The sequence below is a fragment of the Natrinema sp. HArc-T2 genome, assembly GCF_041821085.1.
Lineage (GTDB): Archaea > Halobacteriota > Halobacteria > Halobacteriales > Natrialbaceae > Natrinema.
This window is the reverse complement of record NZ_JBGUAZ010000010.1, coordinates 47,591-67,231: the sequence shown is the minus strand read 5'-3', so window position 1 is coordinate 67,231 and position 19,641 is coordinate 47,591. Positions and strand designations below refer to the sequence as shown.

Below are 19,641 nucleotides of genomic sequence, written 5' to 3'. Positions count from 1 at the left end.
GACTGCTATTTAAACGTTCGTGTCGGCAAGGGGAACGATCGGCTGTCGCATGGATTTGGGACGAACCACTCACTAGATTTATAGTGTTGAACATGAGTTCTCAGTATGTGACTCACGATAGCACTGCGATTGTTACCGGCGGTGGTCGCGGTATCGGACAAGCGATCTGTGTAGAGTTAGCCAACCAAGGTTTCGACGTCGTCGTTGCGGACATCGACGACGGCGCGATGGACGAGACTGTAACCCTGATTGAAGATGAAGGACAGACCGGCCTCCCAGTGTACACGGACCTCGGCGACGAAGCCAGCATTGAGTCGACCATCGATACAGTCGTTGAGAAGTTTGGATCAGTCGACGTTCTGGTGAACAACGCCGGCATCGCCGGCCCGACGACACCCTGTGAGGAGGTTGCAACCGACGAATGGACACAGACCATCGCGGTGAACCTTACTGGCCCGTTCACGATGTGCCGTGCCGTCCTGCCGTACATGAAAGATGCTGGCTATGGTCGGATCGTCAACATCGCGTCGGTCACCGGCAAGCGCCCGCTCGTCAACCGGACTCCCTACGCGGCGACGAAGATGGGGTTAATCGGCTTCACCCGCACGCTCGCAGCTGAAGTGGGTGCACACGATATCAACGTCAACGCCGTCTGTCCAGGTTCGGTTGATGGCCCGCGTATCAGGAGTGTATTCGAGAAACAGGCTGAAGCGAACGGACAAACGTACGAAGAAGTACGGAGCGATGTTGAGTCAGAGAGCGCACGCGGCGAACTCGTCCAGCGCGAGGACGTCGCTGACCTTGTCTCGTTTCTCTGCTCCGACGAGGCAGACCGCATCACGGGTCAGGATATCAATGTCTCCGCCGGCAAAGTGATGTACTGACGTGGGACGACGTACTGCTCCCTGAGCGACTGTTCACGGCGGTGGCTGCACCTTTCTCCCACCACTTGGATCGGCGGGACTGCCGTGTTGGCGAGGGATACTGTCGGGAATACCAGAACGACGGTGTCGCCATCGGCGGTCACACGATCCTCGCGGAGAACGACATAGACGTCCCGATCGTCGGTATCGACGCCAGCGAACCCGGTCTCGCAAAGATCGACGAAGGCGCAATCACTGCTTCGGTCTCTGGGATGAGGCCGTGGCAGGAGGGATGGTCAGTCGCGAAGTGTCACGACTTCCTCAACGGGCACAAACTCACGCCGGCAGAGCGGATGATGTCGTTCAACGCACCAGTCTGCGTGAAAAAACCGAGTGAGTGGCGCGGAACAGTCGAGTGGCTTTCAGTCGTCGACGCCGCCGAGTATAACGAGGCGATTTTCGAAGGGCAGACACCGTACGACTGGAAGAAGATGTCCGTCGTCGAAGCCGGCGAATATAGTTGGGACCCGCAGATCGACCTGCAGCCGATGAACAAAGAGGAGATAAAGACGGTGCTTGCGTGGGATGAATCGGACAAGCCAAATGATTACTCGATATCGGACGTATACACGGACAGCGCCAAACAGCAGGAAATCACTGAACTGCACAAGAACCGCTTCACCAGCAACCCGCTAAAACAATAATTTGTTTGCCTGTTGAGAGAGAAACCATCGTGCTTGTTGGGAGTCTGACCCAGGAATAGAACACTGGCTCACGTTCCCGGATCTCTCGGAATTTCATAGATGTACGAGCGTGACCGCCAAGCGTGAGGAAGTAAGCCGAAAGACGCGGGCTCTATTGTAGGACAGGAAGTGCATGATGGGGATTGCTCAGTGGCCGTAGCCGACCTTCGTCTTGATTCTCTGTTCTGCTCATGCAGACCGTATCACAGGCAGTCCTGATCTGTAATATGGGCTAGGGCAGTAATGTCCCTACTGGCACAGTGGCAGACCAACCGGTGCAACAGCAGCGTAAGCTCCTGTGTGGTTGGATGGTTTAGTGAATCTGGATCTATCCTATGAACTCGAGCGGATCAATCCTTATTCTGCCCACATGAGTATGGCTGTATACACCATAATCTATATATAGGGATTGTACAGAAACATAGGTGTGTATTCACATGGTAGGCAATCCCAGTAATCAGTCGAGACGGCGATTCATCAAACAAACAGCAGGTGCCGGGACGATGGCGGGCCTCGCTGGTATCGCAGGCTGTCTTCAGAGCGACTCTAGCGGAGGAAATACGTCGCTGGGTTCGATTGCGAATCTCCAGAACTCCTACTGGCTATCCTGGAAGAAAGGCTACGAAGAGGCGGCAGAGGCGCTCGGCTACGAGACGAACCTCCAGACGAATGACGGGAACGTCACCACCCAGCAGGAGCAGTTTGACACGGCGGTCGCCAGTAACACCGATACGATAATCGGACAGACGTACACGAACGCGGCGGCGATTTCGCTGGCGGAAACGTGTGTGGCAGCAGGTGTGCCGACGATTCTGGCGGTGACCATCGCGGATTGGTACACGCCACAGGACGCGGGCGATGAGTACGTCCAGTTCTTCGCACCCCACTTCGTCAACCACGCCTACACGGCAGCGAAGATCCTTTTCGAAGCGATGGGTGGCGAAGGCAGCTTCGTCCACGTCGAAGGGAACCGGGGCACGGCACCGAACATCGGGCGAAACAAAGGTGTCGACCTGGCGCTCCAGGAGTACCCGGACATCGAGATGCTTGGTCCGCGTCTGCAGGGGAACTACATTCGGTCAGACTCACGCGACGCGATGGCAGACAAGGTCTCACAGTTCGGTGACGACATCGACGGCTTCTTCGGACAGAACGACGCCGTCGCCATCGGCGGGAACACGATCCTCGAGGAAAACGGCATCGACGTGCCGACCGTCGGCATTGATGCCAGTGAACCTGGCCTTGCACAGATCGCCGAGGGGAAGATGACCGCCTCGGTCTCTGGGATGGGTCCGTGGCAGGCCGGCTGGTCGCTCGTGAAGTGCCACGATTGGCTCAACGGGCATAAGCTCGCGCCAGCGGAGCGGATGATGTCGTTCAACGCGCCGGTTTGTGTGCAAAATCCTGATGAGTGGACTGATGTCGTTGAGCGACTTCCCGTTGTCGACGCTGCCGGGTACAACGAAGCGATTTTCGAGGGGGAGACACCGTACGACTGGGAGAAGATGTCCGTTGTCGAAGCCGGCGAAGACAGCTGGGACCCACAGGTCGACCTGCAGCCGATGAGCCAGGAGGATATCAAGCAGGTGCTCGACTGGAAGGACGCAGACAAGCCGAACAACTACTCGATGCCGGATGCGTACACCGACAGCGGCGCACAGCAGGAGATCGCCCAACTCTACGAAGATCGGTTCACCAACGACCCCCTGAAGCAATGAGAGAGGGTACTTGCACGAATGTCCGAAACTGATATACATACCCTCAACACAAGTGAGGGTGTGAGTGACAGTATAGCATCAGCCGAGAATCCTGTCAAGGGAGAGATTAGCCTCCGTGTTGAGAACGTCTCGAAATCATTCCGGCACGTCCAGGCGCTTTCGGACGTGTCTCTCGACATCCATCGCGGGGAAGTCATCGGTCTGGTCGGCGAGAACGGCGCGGGAAAAAGCACGCTGTTAAACATCCTAACGGGTGTCCTCGAAGCGGACGAAGGCCAACTACATGTCGATGGGGAGTCCGTCGAGTTCACGAGTCCGCGGGAGGCGGCCGCCCACGGCGTCTCTCTCGTCCATCAAGAACAAGACGTTATTACGAACTTCCGTGGCTACGAGAACCTGTACCTCGGTCGTGAAAAGGGACAGCTCGGCGTCCTCGACCGCGAGGAGATGAGCGAGGAGGCGCAGTCGTTCGTCGACGACCTCGGGATCAATATCGACGTCGACGAGTTTGTCAAGGAATACTCGTTCAATGAGCGCCAGATGCTCGAAATTGCCAAGGCGTTCCACGTTTCGCAGAAGTCCGATAACCCGGTTATCCTGCTTGACGAGCCGACCGCCGGACTTGAAGAGGCCGGTCGGGAACTTCTCTTCGAGTTGATTGACGACCTTAGAGACCGGGCGACGTTCGTTTTCGTCTCGCACGAACTCGACGAGGTACTTCACGTCTCGGACCGCGTCTACGTTCTCAAAGATGGGAAACTCGTCGACGAGTTGTCAGCAGCGGAGGCGACGACTGATGACCTCCAGCAGAGCATGGTCGGTCGCGAGACGGCAGACGAGTACTACCGCGTCCCCGACCAGCGAACCAATTCCGAACTCGGTTCAGAGACGTTTGGTGTTGAAAGACTAACGACTGAGGAAATCGGTCCGCTCTCGTTTTCGGTCAAAGAGGGGGAGATATTCGGCATCGTCGGCGTTGAGGGCTCTGGCAAGGAGCGGCTTGGACGGGTACTGGCCGGTGATATCGCGATGACCGACGGAACGATCAGGGTCAACGGCGAGGCCGTTAACGTCACATCAGTGGCGGACATGGTCGACGCCGGTGTCGGGTACATCCCGAAAGACCGGAAATCGGAGGGTGTGTTGCTGTACCAGTCAGTCCGGACGAACACGTCGCTTGCGATGGTGCGGACGATGAACGGGAAACTTCCTCTGCTCGACCTCGACGCTGAGCAACAGGCGACGGCTGACGCCATTGAGGAACTCAATATCAAGACACCTGGTCCAGACGCACTTGTTCATGGACTGAGTGGTGGCAATCAGCAGAAAGTCGTCATCGCTCGCTGGCTTGCCCAGGATACGCCGATTCTCGTCATGGACAACGTGACGCGCGGTATCGACGTCGGTGCCAAAGAGGAAGTGTATCGCCTCTGTCGCGAACTGACCAGTAAGGGCGTCTCTATCGTGTTTATCGGTGACGAACTCACGGAAGTTATCGGGATGTCGAACCGGATTGCCGTGATGAACGACGGCCAGTTCGCCGACAAGACGTTCGATGCCTCGGCTGGGAACAAGCCAACCGAAGAAGACCTAATTCAGGAGATGATCTAAATGAGCGCTGACAACACGAATCCCGTTCAAGCATGGCTCAACGAACAACGCGAGCAACGAACACTACACGACTGGATACGGGACATCGGGCCGTTCGCGATGTTGTTTTTCCTCTCTGTACTGTTCGCAGTGGGGACACGCGAGTTTCTGACGGTTCAGAACCTGATCAACAACGTGGCGAAGAACAGTGCCTTCCTGCTGTTGGTCGCACTGGCTGGCACCTTTCCGATCCTCCAACAGAGTATTGACCTCTCGGTCGAGTCCATCGTCACACTGACTGGCGTGTTGACGGTGGTTTTGATCTCCGAGTACCAGCTGGGACTGCTCGCCATCCCAATCGCCATCGGTGCCGGGATGCTCGCGGGGCTGGTCAACGGCGTCGTCTTCACGAAACTGAAGGTCCCGTCGTTCCTCGTTACACTCGGTACGCTGTCGGTCATGATGGGGGTCGCGCTCATCGTTACCGGCGGTTCGACAATTACCTTCCGCAATCAGGCGATCCGGAACATTGCCACCGGGACGTGGATTCCGGGCATACCGAACCTCGTGATGTGGGGCCTGCTCATCTACGGTGCGACCGTGTTCCTGGCCTGGCGGACGAAGTTCGGCCGCTACTGTTTCGCCCTCGGTGAAAACGAGCGTGTCGTCGAACTCGCCGGTGCGAAGGTCGACAGGTACAAGATCTATCCGTTCGTCCTCTCAGGGCTGCTCTGTGGGACCGCGGGCGTCTTGCTAACCCTGCGCATCTCATCGGCGTCGCCGAACATCGCTGGTGGAATGATGCTGCCCAGTATTGCGGCGATCGTCATGGGCGGGACAGCACTGACCGGCGGCGTCGGTGGTCCACACCGGACCATCCTCGGCGTGCTGGTCATCGCTGTCCTGCAGAACGGGATGAACCTCCTGTCGATCAATCCGTTCGTCCAGGAGATCATCCTTGGCGTCGTGGTCGTTAGCGCAGTTGCGATGTCTATCGACCGTGAGAAGATCGACGTGGTCAAGTAGACGGCATCGCGCTTTCGACTGCTACATCGACATCAGCATCGATCGACGTGTGTACCGTTCGAAAAACTCGAGCGTTCGGGCGACCCAATACACGAATTGCCGTGCTGTGCCAGTGAGTTTTTGAGTCGTTTCGCTCAGTCGGGGCGGTTGCTGTATATCCGTTCGTGGCTGTGTGAGTAGATCTCGACGAGGTCCCCGTATGGATCTCGACAGTATGTCTGGGTGTATTGGTCATCGTCCTTGAATATCTTCCACACTTCGGAATAATGGTCACCTCCGGCCTCATCGATACGCGTCGCTAAACCTTCGACGTCTTCGTCAATGACACAGAGGTGGAACAGCCCCGATTGAGTGGGATCAGGGTTCGGTTTGCCCTCGGTCGACTCGAATAGCGGATGAGGTTCGCCTTCATTTGGAGTGAGGTCGGGGCCGGATTCGTACTCGTGGAGATCCGTCCCACAGATCCCACAGGCCACCACGTCGATTCGGACGGCAGTCTCGCTGAGCGTTGGTTCGTCTACTGATTCGACTCGGAGGTCCTCGGGTCCGTGATAGTGTGCAACTCACATCATCCACCACAATCTGGTGTCCTGTATTAAAAACTAGCTTATAACACTCGTACTGGCCGGGTGCGAGGCTCGAGAAAAGTCAGTGGGGTCCGATCACGCAGTGAATCCGCCGTCCATCACGAGGTTGTGACCGCTGACGTACGACGACTCATCACTGGCGAGAAACAGCGTTGCGTCGGCGACTTCCTCGGGCTGACCCGCCCGCCCGAGCGGCGTCTGATCGAGGAGATTGTCAGCTGTTTCGCCGTCTTTCGTCGTCATCGCCGTCTCGATGAACCCCGGATTGAGTGCGTTCACGCGGATGTCGTTTTCTCCGTGTTCAACAGCTAGCTCTCGGGTCAGGTTCGTTACGCCCCCTTTCGAGGTGCAGTACAGCGAGGAGTTCTCTAGGCCGCGAATCCCAGCCATCGAGGACATGTTCACGATGGCGCCGCCGTCGTCCTGGTCGACCATCTGCTGGATAGCTGCCTGACAGCCGAAATAGACCCCCTTGAGATTGATATCCATCAGCCAGTCGTAGTCATCCTCGTCGGCCTCCTCGATGGGAAGCTGGCGTTCGACGCCTGCGTTGTTCACCATGACATCAAGCGAGCCGTACGCGTCGACCGTTGCCTCGACAACTTCCTGTAGGTCCGCGATCGAACTGACGTCACACTCGAGGAACTGCGCCTCGCCGCCTGCATCGGTGATGAGTTCGTGTGTCGGTTCTCCACCCATTCGTGGGTCCTCGCGGATGTCTGCGACGGTGATACTGGCGCCTTCTTCCGCGAAGCGGCGCGCAATAGCACGACCGTTGCCTGACGATGCTCCAGTCACTATCGCAGCCTTGCCGCTGAGTCTATCTCCCATATCTATCCGTGGTGATTTTTCACACATAAGTGTTGTCGCTTTACTGACGGCGAGAAATCGCAGAATTTGGCGACAGCTGATCAGCGCCGGTCGATGTTCGCACAGACGTTCTTCACCTGCGTGTAGTTGTCGATGGCCTGTACGCCGTTCTCGCGACCGATCCCGCTGTCCTTGAACCCGCCAAACGGCGTCTCGTTGCCGCCGGCGAAGTACTCGTTGATATAGATCTGGCCGGCGTCAACCTCACGGGCAAAGCGGTGGGCGCGACCGACGTTCTCAGTGTAGACGCCTGCGACAAGGCCATAGTCCGTCGCGTTGGCCAACTCGATGGCCTCGTCCTCATCGGCAAATGGCGTGACCGTCAGTACCGGCCCGAAGATCTCCTCCTGAGCGATGCGCGTGTCAATCGGTACATCGTCGAAGATCGTCGGTTCAACGAAGTAGCCATCGCGGTCCAGCGCACTTCCGCCGGCCACCGGCTCGCCGACCTCTTCGCAACCGATTTCGACGTAGCTCAGGACCTTCTCAAAGTGGGCCTCGGAGACGAGCGGGCCCATGTCCGCGCCCTCGATACCGGAACCGACCTCGAGCGACTCTGCACGCTCGACGAGGTCGTCGACGAACGCCTCGTGGATGTCCTCGTGGACGAGCAGGCGCGATCCCGCCGAGCAGACCTGCCCGGCGTTGCTGAAGATGCCCGTCATCGTCCCGTCGAGGGCGGCCTCCCAGTCGGCGTCCGAAAAGACGACGTTTGGGCTCTTTCCGCCGAGCTCAAGGTGCGTCTCAGTGACGTTCTCGATGGCGCTTTTCGCGACTGCCGTCCCGGTCGGACCAGAGCCGGTGAAGGTGATGCCGTTCACGTCAGGATGGCCAGTGATCGCGGCTCCGGCCTCGGTGCCGTAGCCGGGAACGACGTTGAGGAGGCCGTCGGGGAGGCCGGCCTCGGAGGCGAGTCTGGCGAGCTCGAGCGCTCCCAGCGGCGTCTCTTCGGCGGGCTTGACGACAGCCGCGTTGCCGGCGGCGAGTGCGGGGGCGACGCTCCGCGCGAAGAGGTAGATCGGGACGTTCCAGGGGACGATGTGGGCGGTGACACCCAGGGGTTCGCGGACGGTGTAGTCGACGTACTCCTCGGAGAGCGGGATCGACTCTCCCTGGATCTTGTCCGCGATACCGGCGTAGTACTCAAAGTGGCGGGCACAGCGTTCGACTTGCTCTCGGGCCTCCGCGAGCGGCTTGCCGTTCTCCAGCGTTTCGATCTGAGCCAGTCGGTCGGTTTCCTCGCGGATGGCGGCCGCGATATCCGTGAGAATCCGCGTTCGCTCCTTGGGTGGGCGACGCTGCCATGACTCGAACGCGTCGCGAGCGTTTTCGACTGCAGCGTCGACGTCGTCGGTTGTCCCCATCGCGACATCGGCAAGTGGCTCTTCAGTTGCGGGATTGACGACCGCCAGCCGGTCATCGCTCCCGGCCGACCACTTATCTCCGCCGATCCATAGATCGTACTGGCTCCTGACTGCAGTTGGCACTTTCTTCGACATTGACGCCTAGAAGGACTCTCTGACCGTTTAAATAGCTTGTGCGTCGACTAGGTGCTGGATGAGACGGATCCTGGCTGGAAGGCGTAAACTCATTATCAAAAGTTTTATTACCGGATTCGCGTAACTATATTCTACGCTATGTTAGACAATGGCGCCCTAGTTGTTGATTCAGTATCGCACTGTTTCAACCACGCAGAGGAGAATCTGAAACACCCACACGCACAGCGTTGGAACGACGAGACGTTCGAACTCGGCGAGCAACTCCAGCCCGAGAAGTACGTCCACCCGAAAGAAGTGTTCCACCGCGACCACTCAGTTGAAGAACTCGAACGGCTGCTTTTCGTGGAGAGTCAAGTCGATTACACGAACTATCACTCGTTGCCGCTCGACGACTACTTCCACGACGGATTGGTCTCCCGAGAGAAAGGGTTCAAGCTTCGCGACCGTAATCCCAACCGCGTCTCGATGTACGTCGACATCAACCCGCTCGACGACGACGCCGTCGAGCAGGTCGAGTACTACGTCAAAGAGAAAGACGTCGAGGGGATCAAGCTCTACCCCGCCCGCTACCAGAACGGCCAGGACCTCTCGCTGCAACTCAACGAGGACGCGGTCCGCCCCGTCCTGGAGAAAGCCGCCGAACTAGACGTGACGTCCGTCGGCATCCACAAGTTCATCCCGTTCGCGACGGCACCGGTCCGCTACTTCCGCATGAGTGACGTTGAGGACGCCGCGAACGCCTTCCCCGAACTCAACTTCGAGGTCATCCACGCCGGCTTCTCGTTCCTCGAGGAAACCGTCTTCGCGATGGCGAGCCACGAGAACGTCTACGCGAACCTCGAAAACACGATTCACATGGCCTGCTCGCGACCGCGGAAGTTCGCCCGTTCACTCGGAGAGATGCTCTACTGGGCCGGCCCGGACCGCATCGTTTTCTCCGGCGGCGCAACGGCGCTGCACCCGCAGGCGGCCATTGAGTCTTTCTGGGACTTCGAGATTCCCGAAGACATGCGCGCCGGCAACGACTACCCACAAGTTACCGATGAGATCAAAGAAAAGATCCTTGGGAAGAATGCCTTCCGACTCCTGGACAAAGACCCTGAGAAGGTCAGAAAGGACATCAAGGGCGACAAGTGGGAACAGAAGCGCCAAGAGCGCAGAGAGACCGGTGACTACCCGGCTGAACCGTGGTCGACCTACGACACCCCTGCATAACGATGCGTATAATCGAACACGCCGAGCAAGATCACATCACACCCGACACCGAGTTCGACAGTGATCTCAAGATGGCTATCAAGGCACAGCTTCAAGAGGTTCTCGACCCCTGTAGCTGTATCACCGACAACCCGATCGATCTCGTCGATCTCGGTATCATCGACGACATCACGGTCGACGAGCAGACTGGCGAGGCGCGGATCGACATCCTGCTGACCTCCCAGCGGTGCATGTACGTCATCGACATCACCGACGAGATCAAAGAGCGCGTTGAGTCTCTCGAGGGGATTGAGGAGGCCGAGGTTCATCAGGTGACCAGCGGGAAAGTCTGGACGGCGGAACGCATGTCCGAACAGCAGCAGCGAGAACGCCGAGAGCGCTTCCAGGAGCGCGTCGAGGCTGCGGACATCACACCCTACGCGGAGCGCTCGGACTGAGCCATGACACTTCAGATACTCGTACCGCTCGACGACTCGCCCCAATCGATGGCCGCGGTCAACCACGCGGTCACACACTACCCAGGCGCCGACATCACGATACTCTCCATCATCGAGTACACCGAGAAGAAAACCAGTCTCACACGCGGTGGTCGTGGTCGAGACGAAGGGTGGTACGCTGCCGAGCGAGAGGCAGCCGAGGACCTACTCGATGAAGCCACCGACATCGTCGCTGACCACGATGGTGACGTCAGCACTGTCGTCAAAGATGGGAGCCCGTCGAGCGAAATCCTCGACTACGTGACCGATTATAATATCGACATTGTCGTGATGGGATTCCGGAAGCGGAGTCCGACCGGGAAGGCCCTTTTCGGGTCGACCGCTCAGGACGTTCTGCTGTCGGTCGAATGTCCCGTGGTCACTGTTCCGAATCCGGAACGCTGACGCCGGCAGTTCTTCCTGCCTCGCCGTCTCGATTCCTCGTCACTTTGTAGCGTAGTACTGCTCGAAAAACGGCCTGCGGAACCGTTGTTACCTGGCGTTCTCGACGTTGTCGAGCGCTTCCGGATTCTCGATGCTGCTCATGTCACCGAGGTCCTCGCCGGTGTAGGTCGCCTCGACGGCCCGTCGAATGATCTTTCCAGATTGTGTTTTGGGGAACTCGTCGACAAACAGCACCTCTCGTGGGCGGAACGGCTTGCCGTGCTCTTGGCCGACCATCGCTCGAATCTCTTCGCGCAGCTCATCGGCTTCCTCGAATCCGTCCTCGACGATGACGTAGAGAACCACTGCTGTCCCCGTCGTGTCGTCGGGGACGCCGACGGCCGCAGCTTGGTTCACGCTGTCGTGTTCCATTGCAGCGCCTTCGACCTCTGCCGGACCGACCTTGCGACCGGCGACGTTGAGGGCGTCGTCGGCGCGTCCGTGGAGGAACCAGAGACCATCCTCGTCTTTCTGCGCCCAGTCACCGTGGTCCCACAGCGGTGGGTCCTCGAACGATGACCAGTACTCCTCGAGGTACCGCTCATCACCGGACCAGAGCGATTTCGTCATCGACGGACAGGAGTCACGCGCCACCAGATACCCGCGCTCGTGGTCGTCCTTGATGCTGTTGCCGTCGCCATCGACGATGTCGATGTTCATGCCAAGACCAGGACCGCCGAGCGTCCCGGGTTTGAGCGGTTGGATCGGCATCGGCATGAGGAAACAGCCCATGATCTCGGTGCCCCCGCTGATGTTCACGATGGGTGTGTCGCCGCCACCGACGTGCTCGTAGAACCAGAGCCAGGACTCGGCGTCCCAGGGTTCGCCCGTCGACCCGAGCATGCGGAGCGAAGAGAGGTCGTAGCCTTTGATCCACTCATCACCCTGTTTGCGGAGGGCGCGAATCGCCGTGGGTGAGATGCCGAACTGAGTGAGTTCGTGGCGGTCGATCAGCTGCCAGAATCGATCCGGCTGGGGGTGATCCGGCGCACCTTCGTACATGAAGACGGTTCCACCGAAGGCGTGGTTGCCGATCAGCGTCCAGGGTCCCATCATCCATCCGATATCCGACACCCAGAAAAATCGGTCCGAGGGCTTGAGATCGAACCCGAAGTGAAGCTCCTTGGCGGCTTGCATCACTGCACCGGCGTGGGTGTGAACGATGCCTTTGGGTTTGCCGGTGGTGCCCGACGAGTACAGGAGCATCGACTCCTGATCCGACGAAAGCGCCGTGGTATCGTAGTTGTCATCCTGGGTTTCGACGGTGTCGGCCCAGTGTTCGTCGCGGTCATCATGCCAGGGGATTTCATCGTCGCTGGCGAGTCCGAGTCGGTCGAAGACGATGGTGTGCTCAACGTGGCCGGCCTGTTCGATGGCGTCGTCGGCCGTCCCTTTCAGCGTAATCTCCCCTCCCCGTCGCTGGAAGCCGTCACCGGTGAACAGGACGCTGCACTCGGAGTCTTCGATGCGTGTCGCAGCGGCGTCGACGCCGAAGCCCGAGAAGATGGGGACCGCGATCGCGCCGACCTTGAAACAGCCGTAGAGGATGGATATGACCTCGGGGACCATCGGCATATACAGGCCAACGGTGTCGCCGGTCTCGACGCCACGCGCCTCGAGGGTGTTGGCAACCTGGTTGGCCTGGCGATGCAGTTCATGATAGGTCACCTCGCGGATCTCGCCGTCTTCGGCTTCCCAGATGCAGGCGACCTTGTTCCGCCGTTCGCTGTCGGGAGCAGCGTGTCTGTCGAGAACGTTATGAGCGATGTTGAGTTCGCCGCCGGGATACCAGTCGGTGAACTGCGGTCCCGTGGTGTTGTCTCGCACGTGGTCGTAGTCCGTGTAGAACTCAATGTCGAGATAGTCGACGAGTTCGTCCCAGAACCACTCGACACCCGAATCGGGGATGCCGTTGATCTCGGTCGTCGTACGTTTGATGAGATCGTCGTAGTCGTCGATTCCGTACTCCTGCATGAACCGCCAGACGTTCGTCGATTCGACGAATTCCCGGCTCGGCTCGTGGACGATACCCGTCTCTGTCACTGGCTCTTCTTGCTCCGCCATGTTCGCCTACACGTGTGCGCTCCCATCACCTATAATTGGCGGTCGTCGCTGTTTGAACGTAGCCGGTGTGCCGCCCTATTACTCGAAGTGGTATCCGTCCTTGTATAGTCCGATGGAGATCTCATCGATGAGGTACGCCAGCTCGGAGACGAATGCTGATGGATCCGTCTCATTGGATTTGTGGCGATCAGTGAACGCTGTATTGGGTCGAAATGTGCCAGTCTACAGATCAATTCGACCGAAAAGTCTTCGCTTAGTCAGCGACAGTGGCTGTCGGCGTCTGTCGGTTGACGGCCACCTTCGACGCGACGATGACGAGCGCCAGGGCGGCCATCGAGACGATGAGCAGCCGCATCGCCGTTGTGATGGTACTCTGGTCACTGACGATGCCCATAATGACCGGGACGACCGACAGGCCGAGAAAGTTTGCACTGATCGCGATAGCGTTAACTGGGCCGCTGTGGTGCGGAACGGCATCGATTCCGAACGCCGAGAGCGTCGGAAAGAACCCGGAGACAAAAAAGCCCACAAGGAAGACGCCGAGAATCATCCCGCGACCGTCGCTGATGAAGAAGACGTATCCGAGGACTGGGATTGCGGCGAGTGCCAACGTCAAGAGGAGCGTGAGTGGTTCGACCCGGCCCGAAAGCTGGCTGTAGACGAACCGTCCGGGAATGTACGCGACCAGAAACCCAGACAGGACGACGTTCGCGGTTGCTCGCGGGAAGTACTGGTTCGCGTAGTAGGGCAACCAGGTGAAGAAGCCACCCTCGATGCCACCGCTCAACAACAGCGCCACTGCCATCCCGACGATGGCGGGGTTCTGGAGCAACTCCCGGAGTTCAGCCAACGAGAACGACTCTCCCTTATCGAGATTCGATGGGAGCTCGAGTTGCGTGATGAGCACAAACGCCGGGAGAAAGCCAGCCGCCAACAGCAGGAAGGTGACACGCCAGTCGCCGCTCTTGAGGACCTGGTTGACCAGCAGTGGCCCTACCGTGGCACCGATTGCCCACATCAGCGCGTAGATATTGAATAGTCGGCCACGATCTTTGGGGTAAAGTGTACTCAACAGTGCTCGATCCAATCCCCGAAAGACACCAATCGTAAGACTCTGTCCAAGCAGGAATACGAGCAGTAGCATGTATGTGGGGACCTGGCTCAACAGCGATAGGAACAGCGCCGTCCCACCCGCCCCAACCAAGAGGAACCGACGGGTATCGAGTCGACTCGCTGCGAAGCCAACGGCTACTGCAGCGAAGAGATATCCGAGCGTACCAGCTGGTGCAACTAGACCCAGTAAAGTGTCTGAAACAGTGAACGAGTCTTTGATACTCGGCAGTAATGCGCCACGAACCTGCGAGGTAATTCCGTCGCTGATAATAAACAGAAATACCGCTGCTGTCCAGAGCCTTCGCTTTACCATGTCGCTATCACACATCTACACGCCAGGGATAAAAAGTGGTACCTTATACTTTCACAATCAGTCGGAATGAATGCGAGTGAATTGCCATTGGAGTAGACGTACCACAAGCGTATGTCTCGGCCGCGGGCTGTCGCCTTCTCTTCGACAATCATCACGCCTCACGGAACTTTGGTCAAGAAGTACCGACATATTCATTCCAATACCTTTGTATCATCGTACTCCTAAAGCCTGGATATGGCAGTGAACGTCATCGTACTCGGTGCCGGATACGCCAGTACCGGCGCGATCACTAAACTTCAGTCAGAACTGAGCGACAACGCACAGCTTACGTGGATCGCTGATGTCGACTATCACCTCGTTTTGCACGAGTCTCATCGCGTAATTCGAGATCCGTCAGTCCAGTCGGACATCACGTTCCCTGTCGATGGGATCGCGGACCCGTCGACCCGGTTCATTCAGGACAAGGTCGTTGGACTCAACGTCGAGGATCAGGTTGTCGAACTCGCAGCAAGCGACGATGTCGAATACGACTACGTCCTTGTTGCGCTGGGCAGCCAGACCGCCTACTACGGTATCCCTGGTCTCGAGGAACACTCCCTAACGCTCAAAAACCTCGATGACGCCCTCGAGATCCACAAGGCTGTCAAAGAAGCAAGTCAGGCTGCGGCCCGTAGCGAGCCCGCACAGGTGGTCATCGGCGGTGCCGGCCTCTCTGGCATCCAGACTGCCGGCGAGATCGCTGAGTTCCGTGACCAACACCACGCACCCATCGAGGTCCATCTGGTCGAAGCCCTCGAGGAAATCTTCCCGGGTAACGACCCGGCGTGCCAACAGGCCCTGCGCGATCGACTCGAAGACGCTGGCGTCCAGATCCACACCGACGATCCGATTACCAAAGCCACCGACAAGCATATCCAGTTCGACAAGGGCGCTCCCCTCAATCACGACATCCTCATCTGGACTGGCGGGATCACGGGGCGCGATACGCTTGCAGATGCCGACCTCGGGAAAGAACACAACCGCGTCAACACAGGCGCGAACTTCCAGACCTCCGATGACTGCGTCTTCGCTATCGGGGACTCGGCGATCATCGATCAGGGTGACCAGCCTGCCCCACCGACAGCACAGGCCGCCTGGCAGGCTGCGGAAGTCGCTGGCGAGAACATTGCCCGTGCGATCGAGAACCGACCGCTCCGGACCTGGGAACACGAGGACAAAGGGACCGTCATCTCCGTCGGCGAAGAAGCTGTCGCCCACAAGGTCAAGCCGGCCTTCGGCATCTCCCTACCCGTCGACACCTTCACCGGCGTGCCAGCACAGATGCTCAAAAAGCTCATCGCCGCCCGCTGGATAGCGGATATTACGTCCTGGAACGAAGCTCGCAAGTCTTGGTCCTCGCTGTAGACAGTGCCGATGATTGTTGTCGGTCCGTGGTTGTTAACTAGGTTCTATCAACCACAGGGGGTGAGAGGTGTTCAAAAGCTAACCCGTACAACGGGTCCATCGTCATTCAAGACACGTGCCCATTGCTGTGTCGGAAACTCCCGACCCACGACATGATCATCTGCGTCCTTGCATGTATCACGCCAATCGTACCCGCCACTTGGTTTGGGAAAGTTAGTGATGGTCTCTGTTCACGGGAAAGGGCTTCTCGGTATCTGGAGAACCAATTCCTTCAGCGGTGATCGATATTCGCACAGACGTTCTTGATTTGCGTATAGTTGTCGATGGCCTGTACGCCGTTATCACGGCCGATGCCACTCTGCTTGAAGCCGCCGAACGGCGTCTCATTGCCGCCCGCAAAGAACTCATTGATGTAGATCTGGCCGGCATCGACCTCACGGGCAAAGCGGTGAGCACGACCGACGTTCTCGGTGTAGATTCCCGCGACGAGGCCGTAATCGGTCGCATTGGCGAGTTCGATGGCCTCTTCTTCATCAGCGAACGTTGAGACGGTGAGGACGGGTCCGAAAATCTCCTCTTGGGCGATACGCATGTCGTGGGTCACGGAATCAAAGATCGTTGGTTCGACGAAGTATCCGTCACCATCAAGCCTGTCCCCTCCAATGACGGGGTCACCAGCCTCTTGACGGCCAATGTCGATGTACTCGAGCACCTCTTCGAGATGATCGTCCGAAGTTAGCGGCCCCATGTCGGCGTCGTCGATGCCCGGACCAACATCCAGAGCGGTCGCGCGGTCAGCAAGATCTGCAATGAATTCGTCGTGGATCTCTTCGTGAACCAGCAACCGCGATCCAGCAGAACAGACCTGTCCGGCATTGCTGAAGATTCCGGTGATCACCCCCTCGAGCGCTGCTTCCCAGTCGGCATCAGGGAAAACAACGTTCGGGCTCTTCCCACCCAGTTCGAGGACCACCTCTGAGACATTCTCGATAGCACTCTTCCCGACCCTGACCCCAGTCGAGTCTGATCCAGTGAAAGTAACACTGCTTACCTCCGGATGGCCGGTGAGAGCGGCGCCTGCCTCGCTACCGTGTCCAGAGACAACGTTCAAGAGGCCGTCAGGCAATCCGACATCGGTCGCAAGTTGGGCGAGTTCGAGAGCGCCAAGCGGCGTTTCCCTGGCCGGTTTAACGACCGCCGCGTTTCCAGCGGCGAGTGCGGGTGCAACGCTCCGAGCGAACAGATAGATCGGAACGTTCCACGGAACGATGTGGGCGGTAACTCCGAGTGGTTCGCGAACGGTGTAATCGACGTACGTCTCGGAGAGTGGAATGCTCTCGCCCTGGATCTTATCCGCGATACCAGCATAGTATTCGAAGTGGCGAGCTGCACGTTCGACCTGGCCACGCGCTTCTGTCAGTGGTTTCCCGTTTTCCAGCGTCTCGATTTGCGCAAGTCGTTCCTTCTCATTGCGGATTGCAGCTGCAATATCCGTGAGAATGCGTCCACGTTCCGCCGGCGTCTGACGATTCCACGTCTCGAACGCATCACGAGCGACGCGGACCGCCTCGTCAACGTCGTTTTCGGTAGCTATCGCAACGGTGGCAAGTTCACCTTCCGTCGCAGGATTGAGAACCGATAGTTGCTCGTCTGTCTCGGCTGGCTGTTCTTCTCCGTCGATCCACAGGCCATACTGGTTGCTAACTGCAGCAAGTGCTTCTCTGGACATCAGCACACGAATAGTCGAATCCATCATGCAAATAACTTGGTGAACTTGCAAGCGCCTCGGACGGCCTCTCAACGACGAGGATATCTGGCGACTTGCGATAGGTTTGGACATCTGCTGCAAGCACTTCGAAGGTGAGAACCCAGACCGATCGCGATCGCCATTGTCTGGCGTTCTCGATGTCATCAAGCGCGTCGAGATCACTCCTCTCCTCGCCGGTGGAGGTCGCTTCGACGCTTCGGAGGACGATCTTCTCGGACTATGATATTGAATCGGCTCCCAGGATTTCGTGAATCAGTGTCTTACGCAGCAACTATCGATGTCCTATCTGTTCTTGGGAACACTCCGTTCCTGGAGCCTACTCCAACCCGGCCTCCTTATAGGTCTCGGTGTGCTCTACGTACAGTTCTTGCACCCGAACGAGTTCCTCGAGATGAGAGTCCTTGATCGGCCGCGTCTCCGCCGGGGCGCCGTACGCGAGGTGGCCTTCCGGAATCGTCTGCCCCTCGGTCACCAGACTACCCGCGGCGACGAGACAGTTTGATTCGATGACGGCGTCTCTCTGGACGGTACTGGACATCCCAATGAGCGAATCATCTTCGACGGTTGCGTAGTCGATGACAACGTTGTGCCCGATGGTCACTCTGTCGCCAATGGTCGCGCCGTGCAACATCGAGAACTCCTGAACGTTGGTTTCGCTACCAACGACGGTCGGTCCACCGTCGCCACGAAGGCAGACGAATGGCCAAAGGCTCGATTGCTCGCCCACGGTGACGTCTCCTACTGCGTATGCCAGTTCCGAAACGAACGCCGAGTCCGCGATTTCCGGGGTTGAGCCCAGTACTGATCGTTCCATGCGACACCCGTATGCCGGGGCGTGGTTTAGTGATACCGGAGTTTAGATCTTCTGCGAAGCGCTCGACCGTTCAACTGAGAATCCTCGATATTCTCTGGTAGCCTCGGAGTGGGTACCGCCGATTCCCGAGAGGCGAATACCGATCCGAGACGGATATTTACAGATATGGTATCGTACGTTGCCCACTACTGGTTCGCCACTCGAGGCGGTACAGAATCGGGATATCCAGTATTGGAACCTGATCTCGAAGGAAAAGGGTCAGGAGAAACCGTGTGAACCATGATCATCCAAAATGATAATGAAAAAGTCTCGGACATTCTCGAACGAAGAATTTTATATGTAGTGTCCGTATAGTAATGCCATGGGTGACAAAACCGGGCGAAAGCTACAGACAACAGCTACTTCGCTCGAGGTCATAGAGGCGCTTCAAGAGCGTGACGGCGGGCGAGTCACGGAGCTGGCCGATGCGCTCGAGTTGGCTCCAAGTACGGTCCATTCTCATCTGACAACGCTACTGGCGAAGGGTTACGCCGTTAAAGAGGGCGACGAGTACTATCTCAGCCTTCGATTTCTCGAACACGGTGAGTACGTTCGCAATAGGAAAAACGCCTACAGGAATGCGAAATCGTATACGGAGAAACTCGCCAAAGAAACCGACTGCAGAGTCGTGTTTGCGATCGAAGAAAACAGACGCGGTGTCTACATGTACACATCCTCGGGAAAACACGCAGTCTGGACGTATTCGACCATCGGTAAGCGGTTCTATCTGCATCAAACTGCCGCTGGGAAGGCCATTCTATCGAGGCTTTCTCGAAAGCCCGTTGAGGAAATAATTGACCGATGGGGGCTCCCTTCGGCGACGGAGAACACGATAACTAACACTGAAACGCTTCTTGACCAACTCGAGACGATTCGCGAGAGGGGAATCGCGTTCAACTACGAGGAACAACTTGAAGGCATCAAAGCCGTCGGTATTCCCGTAAATGGATCCGACGGTCGCGTCATCGGAGCGTTCAGCGTCGCCAGTCCAGCCCAACGACTCACCAACGAACAGTTCGAAGAGGACATTCCGAACATCTTGTCCGGTGTCGCCAATGAATTCGAACTCGAGCTATCTCTTTCATGAATTATGGG

Annotated in this window: 17 protein-coding genes; 10 read left to right on the top strand and 7 right to left on the bottom strand. The window is 57.8% G+C overall.

Going from position 1 to position 19,641, the window contains the following annotated elements:
• Positions 1-107: 107 nt before the first annotated feature.
• The 5 genes from ACERI1_RS17330 (at position 108) to ACERI1_RS17310 (ending at position 5,940) form a co-directional block, all read left to right on the top strand.
• On the top strand, positions 108-884 hold the full coding sequence (locus ACERI1_RS17330) for an SDR family NAD(P)-dependent oxidoreductase (protein ID WP_373619713.1): 777 nt from the start codon (positions 108-110) through the stop codon (positions 882-884).
• Positions 885-925: 41 nt separating this feature from the next.
• A complete protein-coding gene (locus ACERI1_RS17325; RefSeq protein ID WP_373619712.1) occupies positions 926-1,567 on the top strand; it encodes a hypothetical protein in 642 nt (213 codons plus the stop codon).
• A 542-nt stretch (positions 1,568-2,109) separates the two neighbouring features.
• Entirely contained in the window at positions 2,110-3,324 is a 1,215-nt protein-coding gene (locus ACERI1_RS17320; protein ID WP_373619711.1) for a sugar ABC transporter substrate-binding protein, read from the top strand.
• Positions 3,325-3,342: 18 nt separating this feature from the next.
• The gene (locus ACERI1_RS17315; RefSeq protein ID WP_373619710.1) at positions 3,343-4,935 is read left to right on the top strand and encodes a sugar ABC transporter ATP-binding protein; all 1,593 of its coding nucleotides are present in this window, start codon (positions 3,343-3,345) and stop codon (positions 4,933-4,935) included.
• A 99-nt stretch (positions 4,936-5,034) separates the two neighbouring features.
• A complete protein-coding gene (locus tag ACERI1_RS17310; protein ID WP_373619730.1) occupies positions 5,035-5,940 on the top strand; it encodes an ABC transporter permease in 906 nt (301 codons plus the stop codon).
• A gap of 134 nt (positions 5,941-6,074) precedes the next feature.
• Here ACERI1_RS17310 and ACERI1_RS17305 read toward each other — a convergent pair whose 3' ends face one another.
• The 3 genes from ACERI1_RS17305 to ACERI1_RS17295 form a co-directional block, all read right to left on the bottom strand.
• A complete protein-coding gene (locus ACERI1_RS17305) occupies positions 6,075-6,416 on the bottom strand; it encodes a hypothetical protein (RefSeq protein ID WP_373619709.1) in 342 nt (113 codons plus the stop codon).
• Between the two features lie 186 nt (positions 6,417-6,602).
• Positions 6,603-7,358 carry an SDR family NAD(P)-dependent oxidoreductase gene (locus ACERI1_RS17300; protein ID WP_373619708.1) on the bottom strand — a complete coding sequence of 252 codons (756 nt, stop codon included), beginning with the start codon at positions 7,356-7,358 and terminating at the stop codon, positions 6,603-6,605.
• 80 nt (positions 7,359-7,438) lie between these two features.
• Complete coding sequence (locus ACERI1_RS17295; protein ID WP_373619707.1) at positions 7,439-8,896, bottom strand: aldehyde dehydrogenase family protein; 1,458 nt, start codon at positions 8,894-8,896, stop codon at positions 7,439-7,441.
• A 138-nt stretch (positions 8,897-9,034) separates the two neighbouring features.
• On the opposite strand from ACERI1_RS17295, the gene ACERI1_RS17290 reads away from it, so the two are divergent.
• From ACERI1_RS17290 to ACERI1_RS17280, 3 genes are read left to right on the top strand one after another with little or no spacing between them, the layout of a single operon-like run.
• A complete protein-coding gene (locus tag ACERI1_RS17290) occupies positions 9,035-10,111 on the top strand; it encodes an amidohydrolase family protein (protein ID WP_373619706.1) in 1,077 nt (358 codons plus the stop codon).
• A 2-nt stretch (positions 10,112-10,113) separates the two neighbouring features.
• A complete protein-coding gene (locus ACERI1_RS17285) occupies positions 10,114-10,548 on the top strand; it encodes a metal-sulfur cluster assembly factor (RefSeq protein WP_373619705.1) in 435 nt (144 codons plus the stop codon).
• Positions 10,549-10,551: 3 nt separating this feature from the next.
• On the top strand, positions 10,552-10,992 hold the full coding sequence (locus ACERI1_RS17280; protein ID WP_373619704.1) for a universal stress protein: 441 nt from the start codon (positions 10,552-10,554) through the stop codon (positions 10,990-10,992).
• Between the two features lie 87 nt (positions 10,993-11,079).
• Here the strand turns inward: ACERI1_RS17280 and ACERI1_RS17275 are convergent, their stop codons facing one another.
• Both ACERI1_RS17275 and ACERI1_RS17270 read right to left on the bottom strand, forming a co-directional pair.
• On the bottom strand, positions 11,080-13,095 hold the full coding sequence (locus tag ACERI1_RS17275; RefSeq protein WP_373619703.1) for an AMP-binding protein: 2,016 nt from the start codon (positions 13,093-13,095) through the stop codon (positions 11,080-11,082).
• Between the two features lie 253 nt (positions 13,096-13,348).
• Positions 13,349-14,521 (bottom strand): sugar MFS transporter, encoded by a 1,173-nt coding sequence (locus ACERI1_RS17270; RefSeq protein ID WP_373619702.1) that lies wholly within the window; start codon positions 14,519-14,521, stop codon positions 13,349-13,351.
• A gap of 234 nt (positions 14,522-14,755) precedes the next feature.
• Between ACERI1_RS17270 and ACERI1_RS17265 the strand changes: the two genes are divergently transcribed.
• Positions 14,756-15,925 (top strand): NAD(P)/FAD-dependent oxidoreductase, encoded by a 1,170-nt coding sequence (locus tag ACERI1_RS17265; RefSeq protein WP_373619701.1) that lies wholly within the window; start codon positions 14,756-14,758, stop codon positions 15,923-15,925.
• 271 nt (positions 15,926-16,196) lie between these two features.
• Here ACERI1_RS17265 and ACERI1_RS17260 read toward each other — a convergent pair whose 3' ends face one another.
• Together ACERI1_RS17260 and ACERI1_RS17255 are read right to left on the bottom strand one after the other, a co-directional pair.
• Complete coding sequence (locus ACERI1_RS17260; RefSeq protein WP_373619729.1) at positions 16,197-17,654, bottom strand: aldehyde dehydrogenase family protein; 1,458 nt, start codon at positions 17,652-17,654, stop codon at positions 16,197-16,199.
• Positions 17,655-18,009: 355 nt separating this feature from the next.
• Positions 18,010-18,507 carry a gamma carbonic anhydrase family protein gene (locus tag ACERI1_RS17255; RefSeq protein ID WP_373619700.1) on the bottom strand — a complete coding sequence of 166 codons (498 nt, stop codon included), beginning with the start codon at positions 18,505-18,507 and terminating at the stop codon, positions 18,010-18,012.
• Positions 18,508-18,868: 361 nt separating this feature from the next.
• On the opposite strand from ACERI1_RS17255, the gene ACERI1_RS17250 reads away from it, so the two are divergent.
• The gene (locus ACERI1_RS17250; RefSeq protein WP_373619699.1) at positions 18,869-19,633 is read left to right on the top strand and encodes an IclR family transcriptional regulator; all 765 of its coding nucleotides are present in this window, start codon (positions 18,869-18,871) and stop codon (positions 19,631-19,633) included.
• Positions 19,634-19,641: the final 8 nt, after the last annotated feature.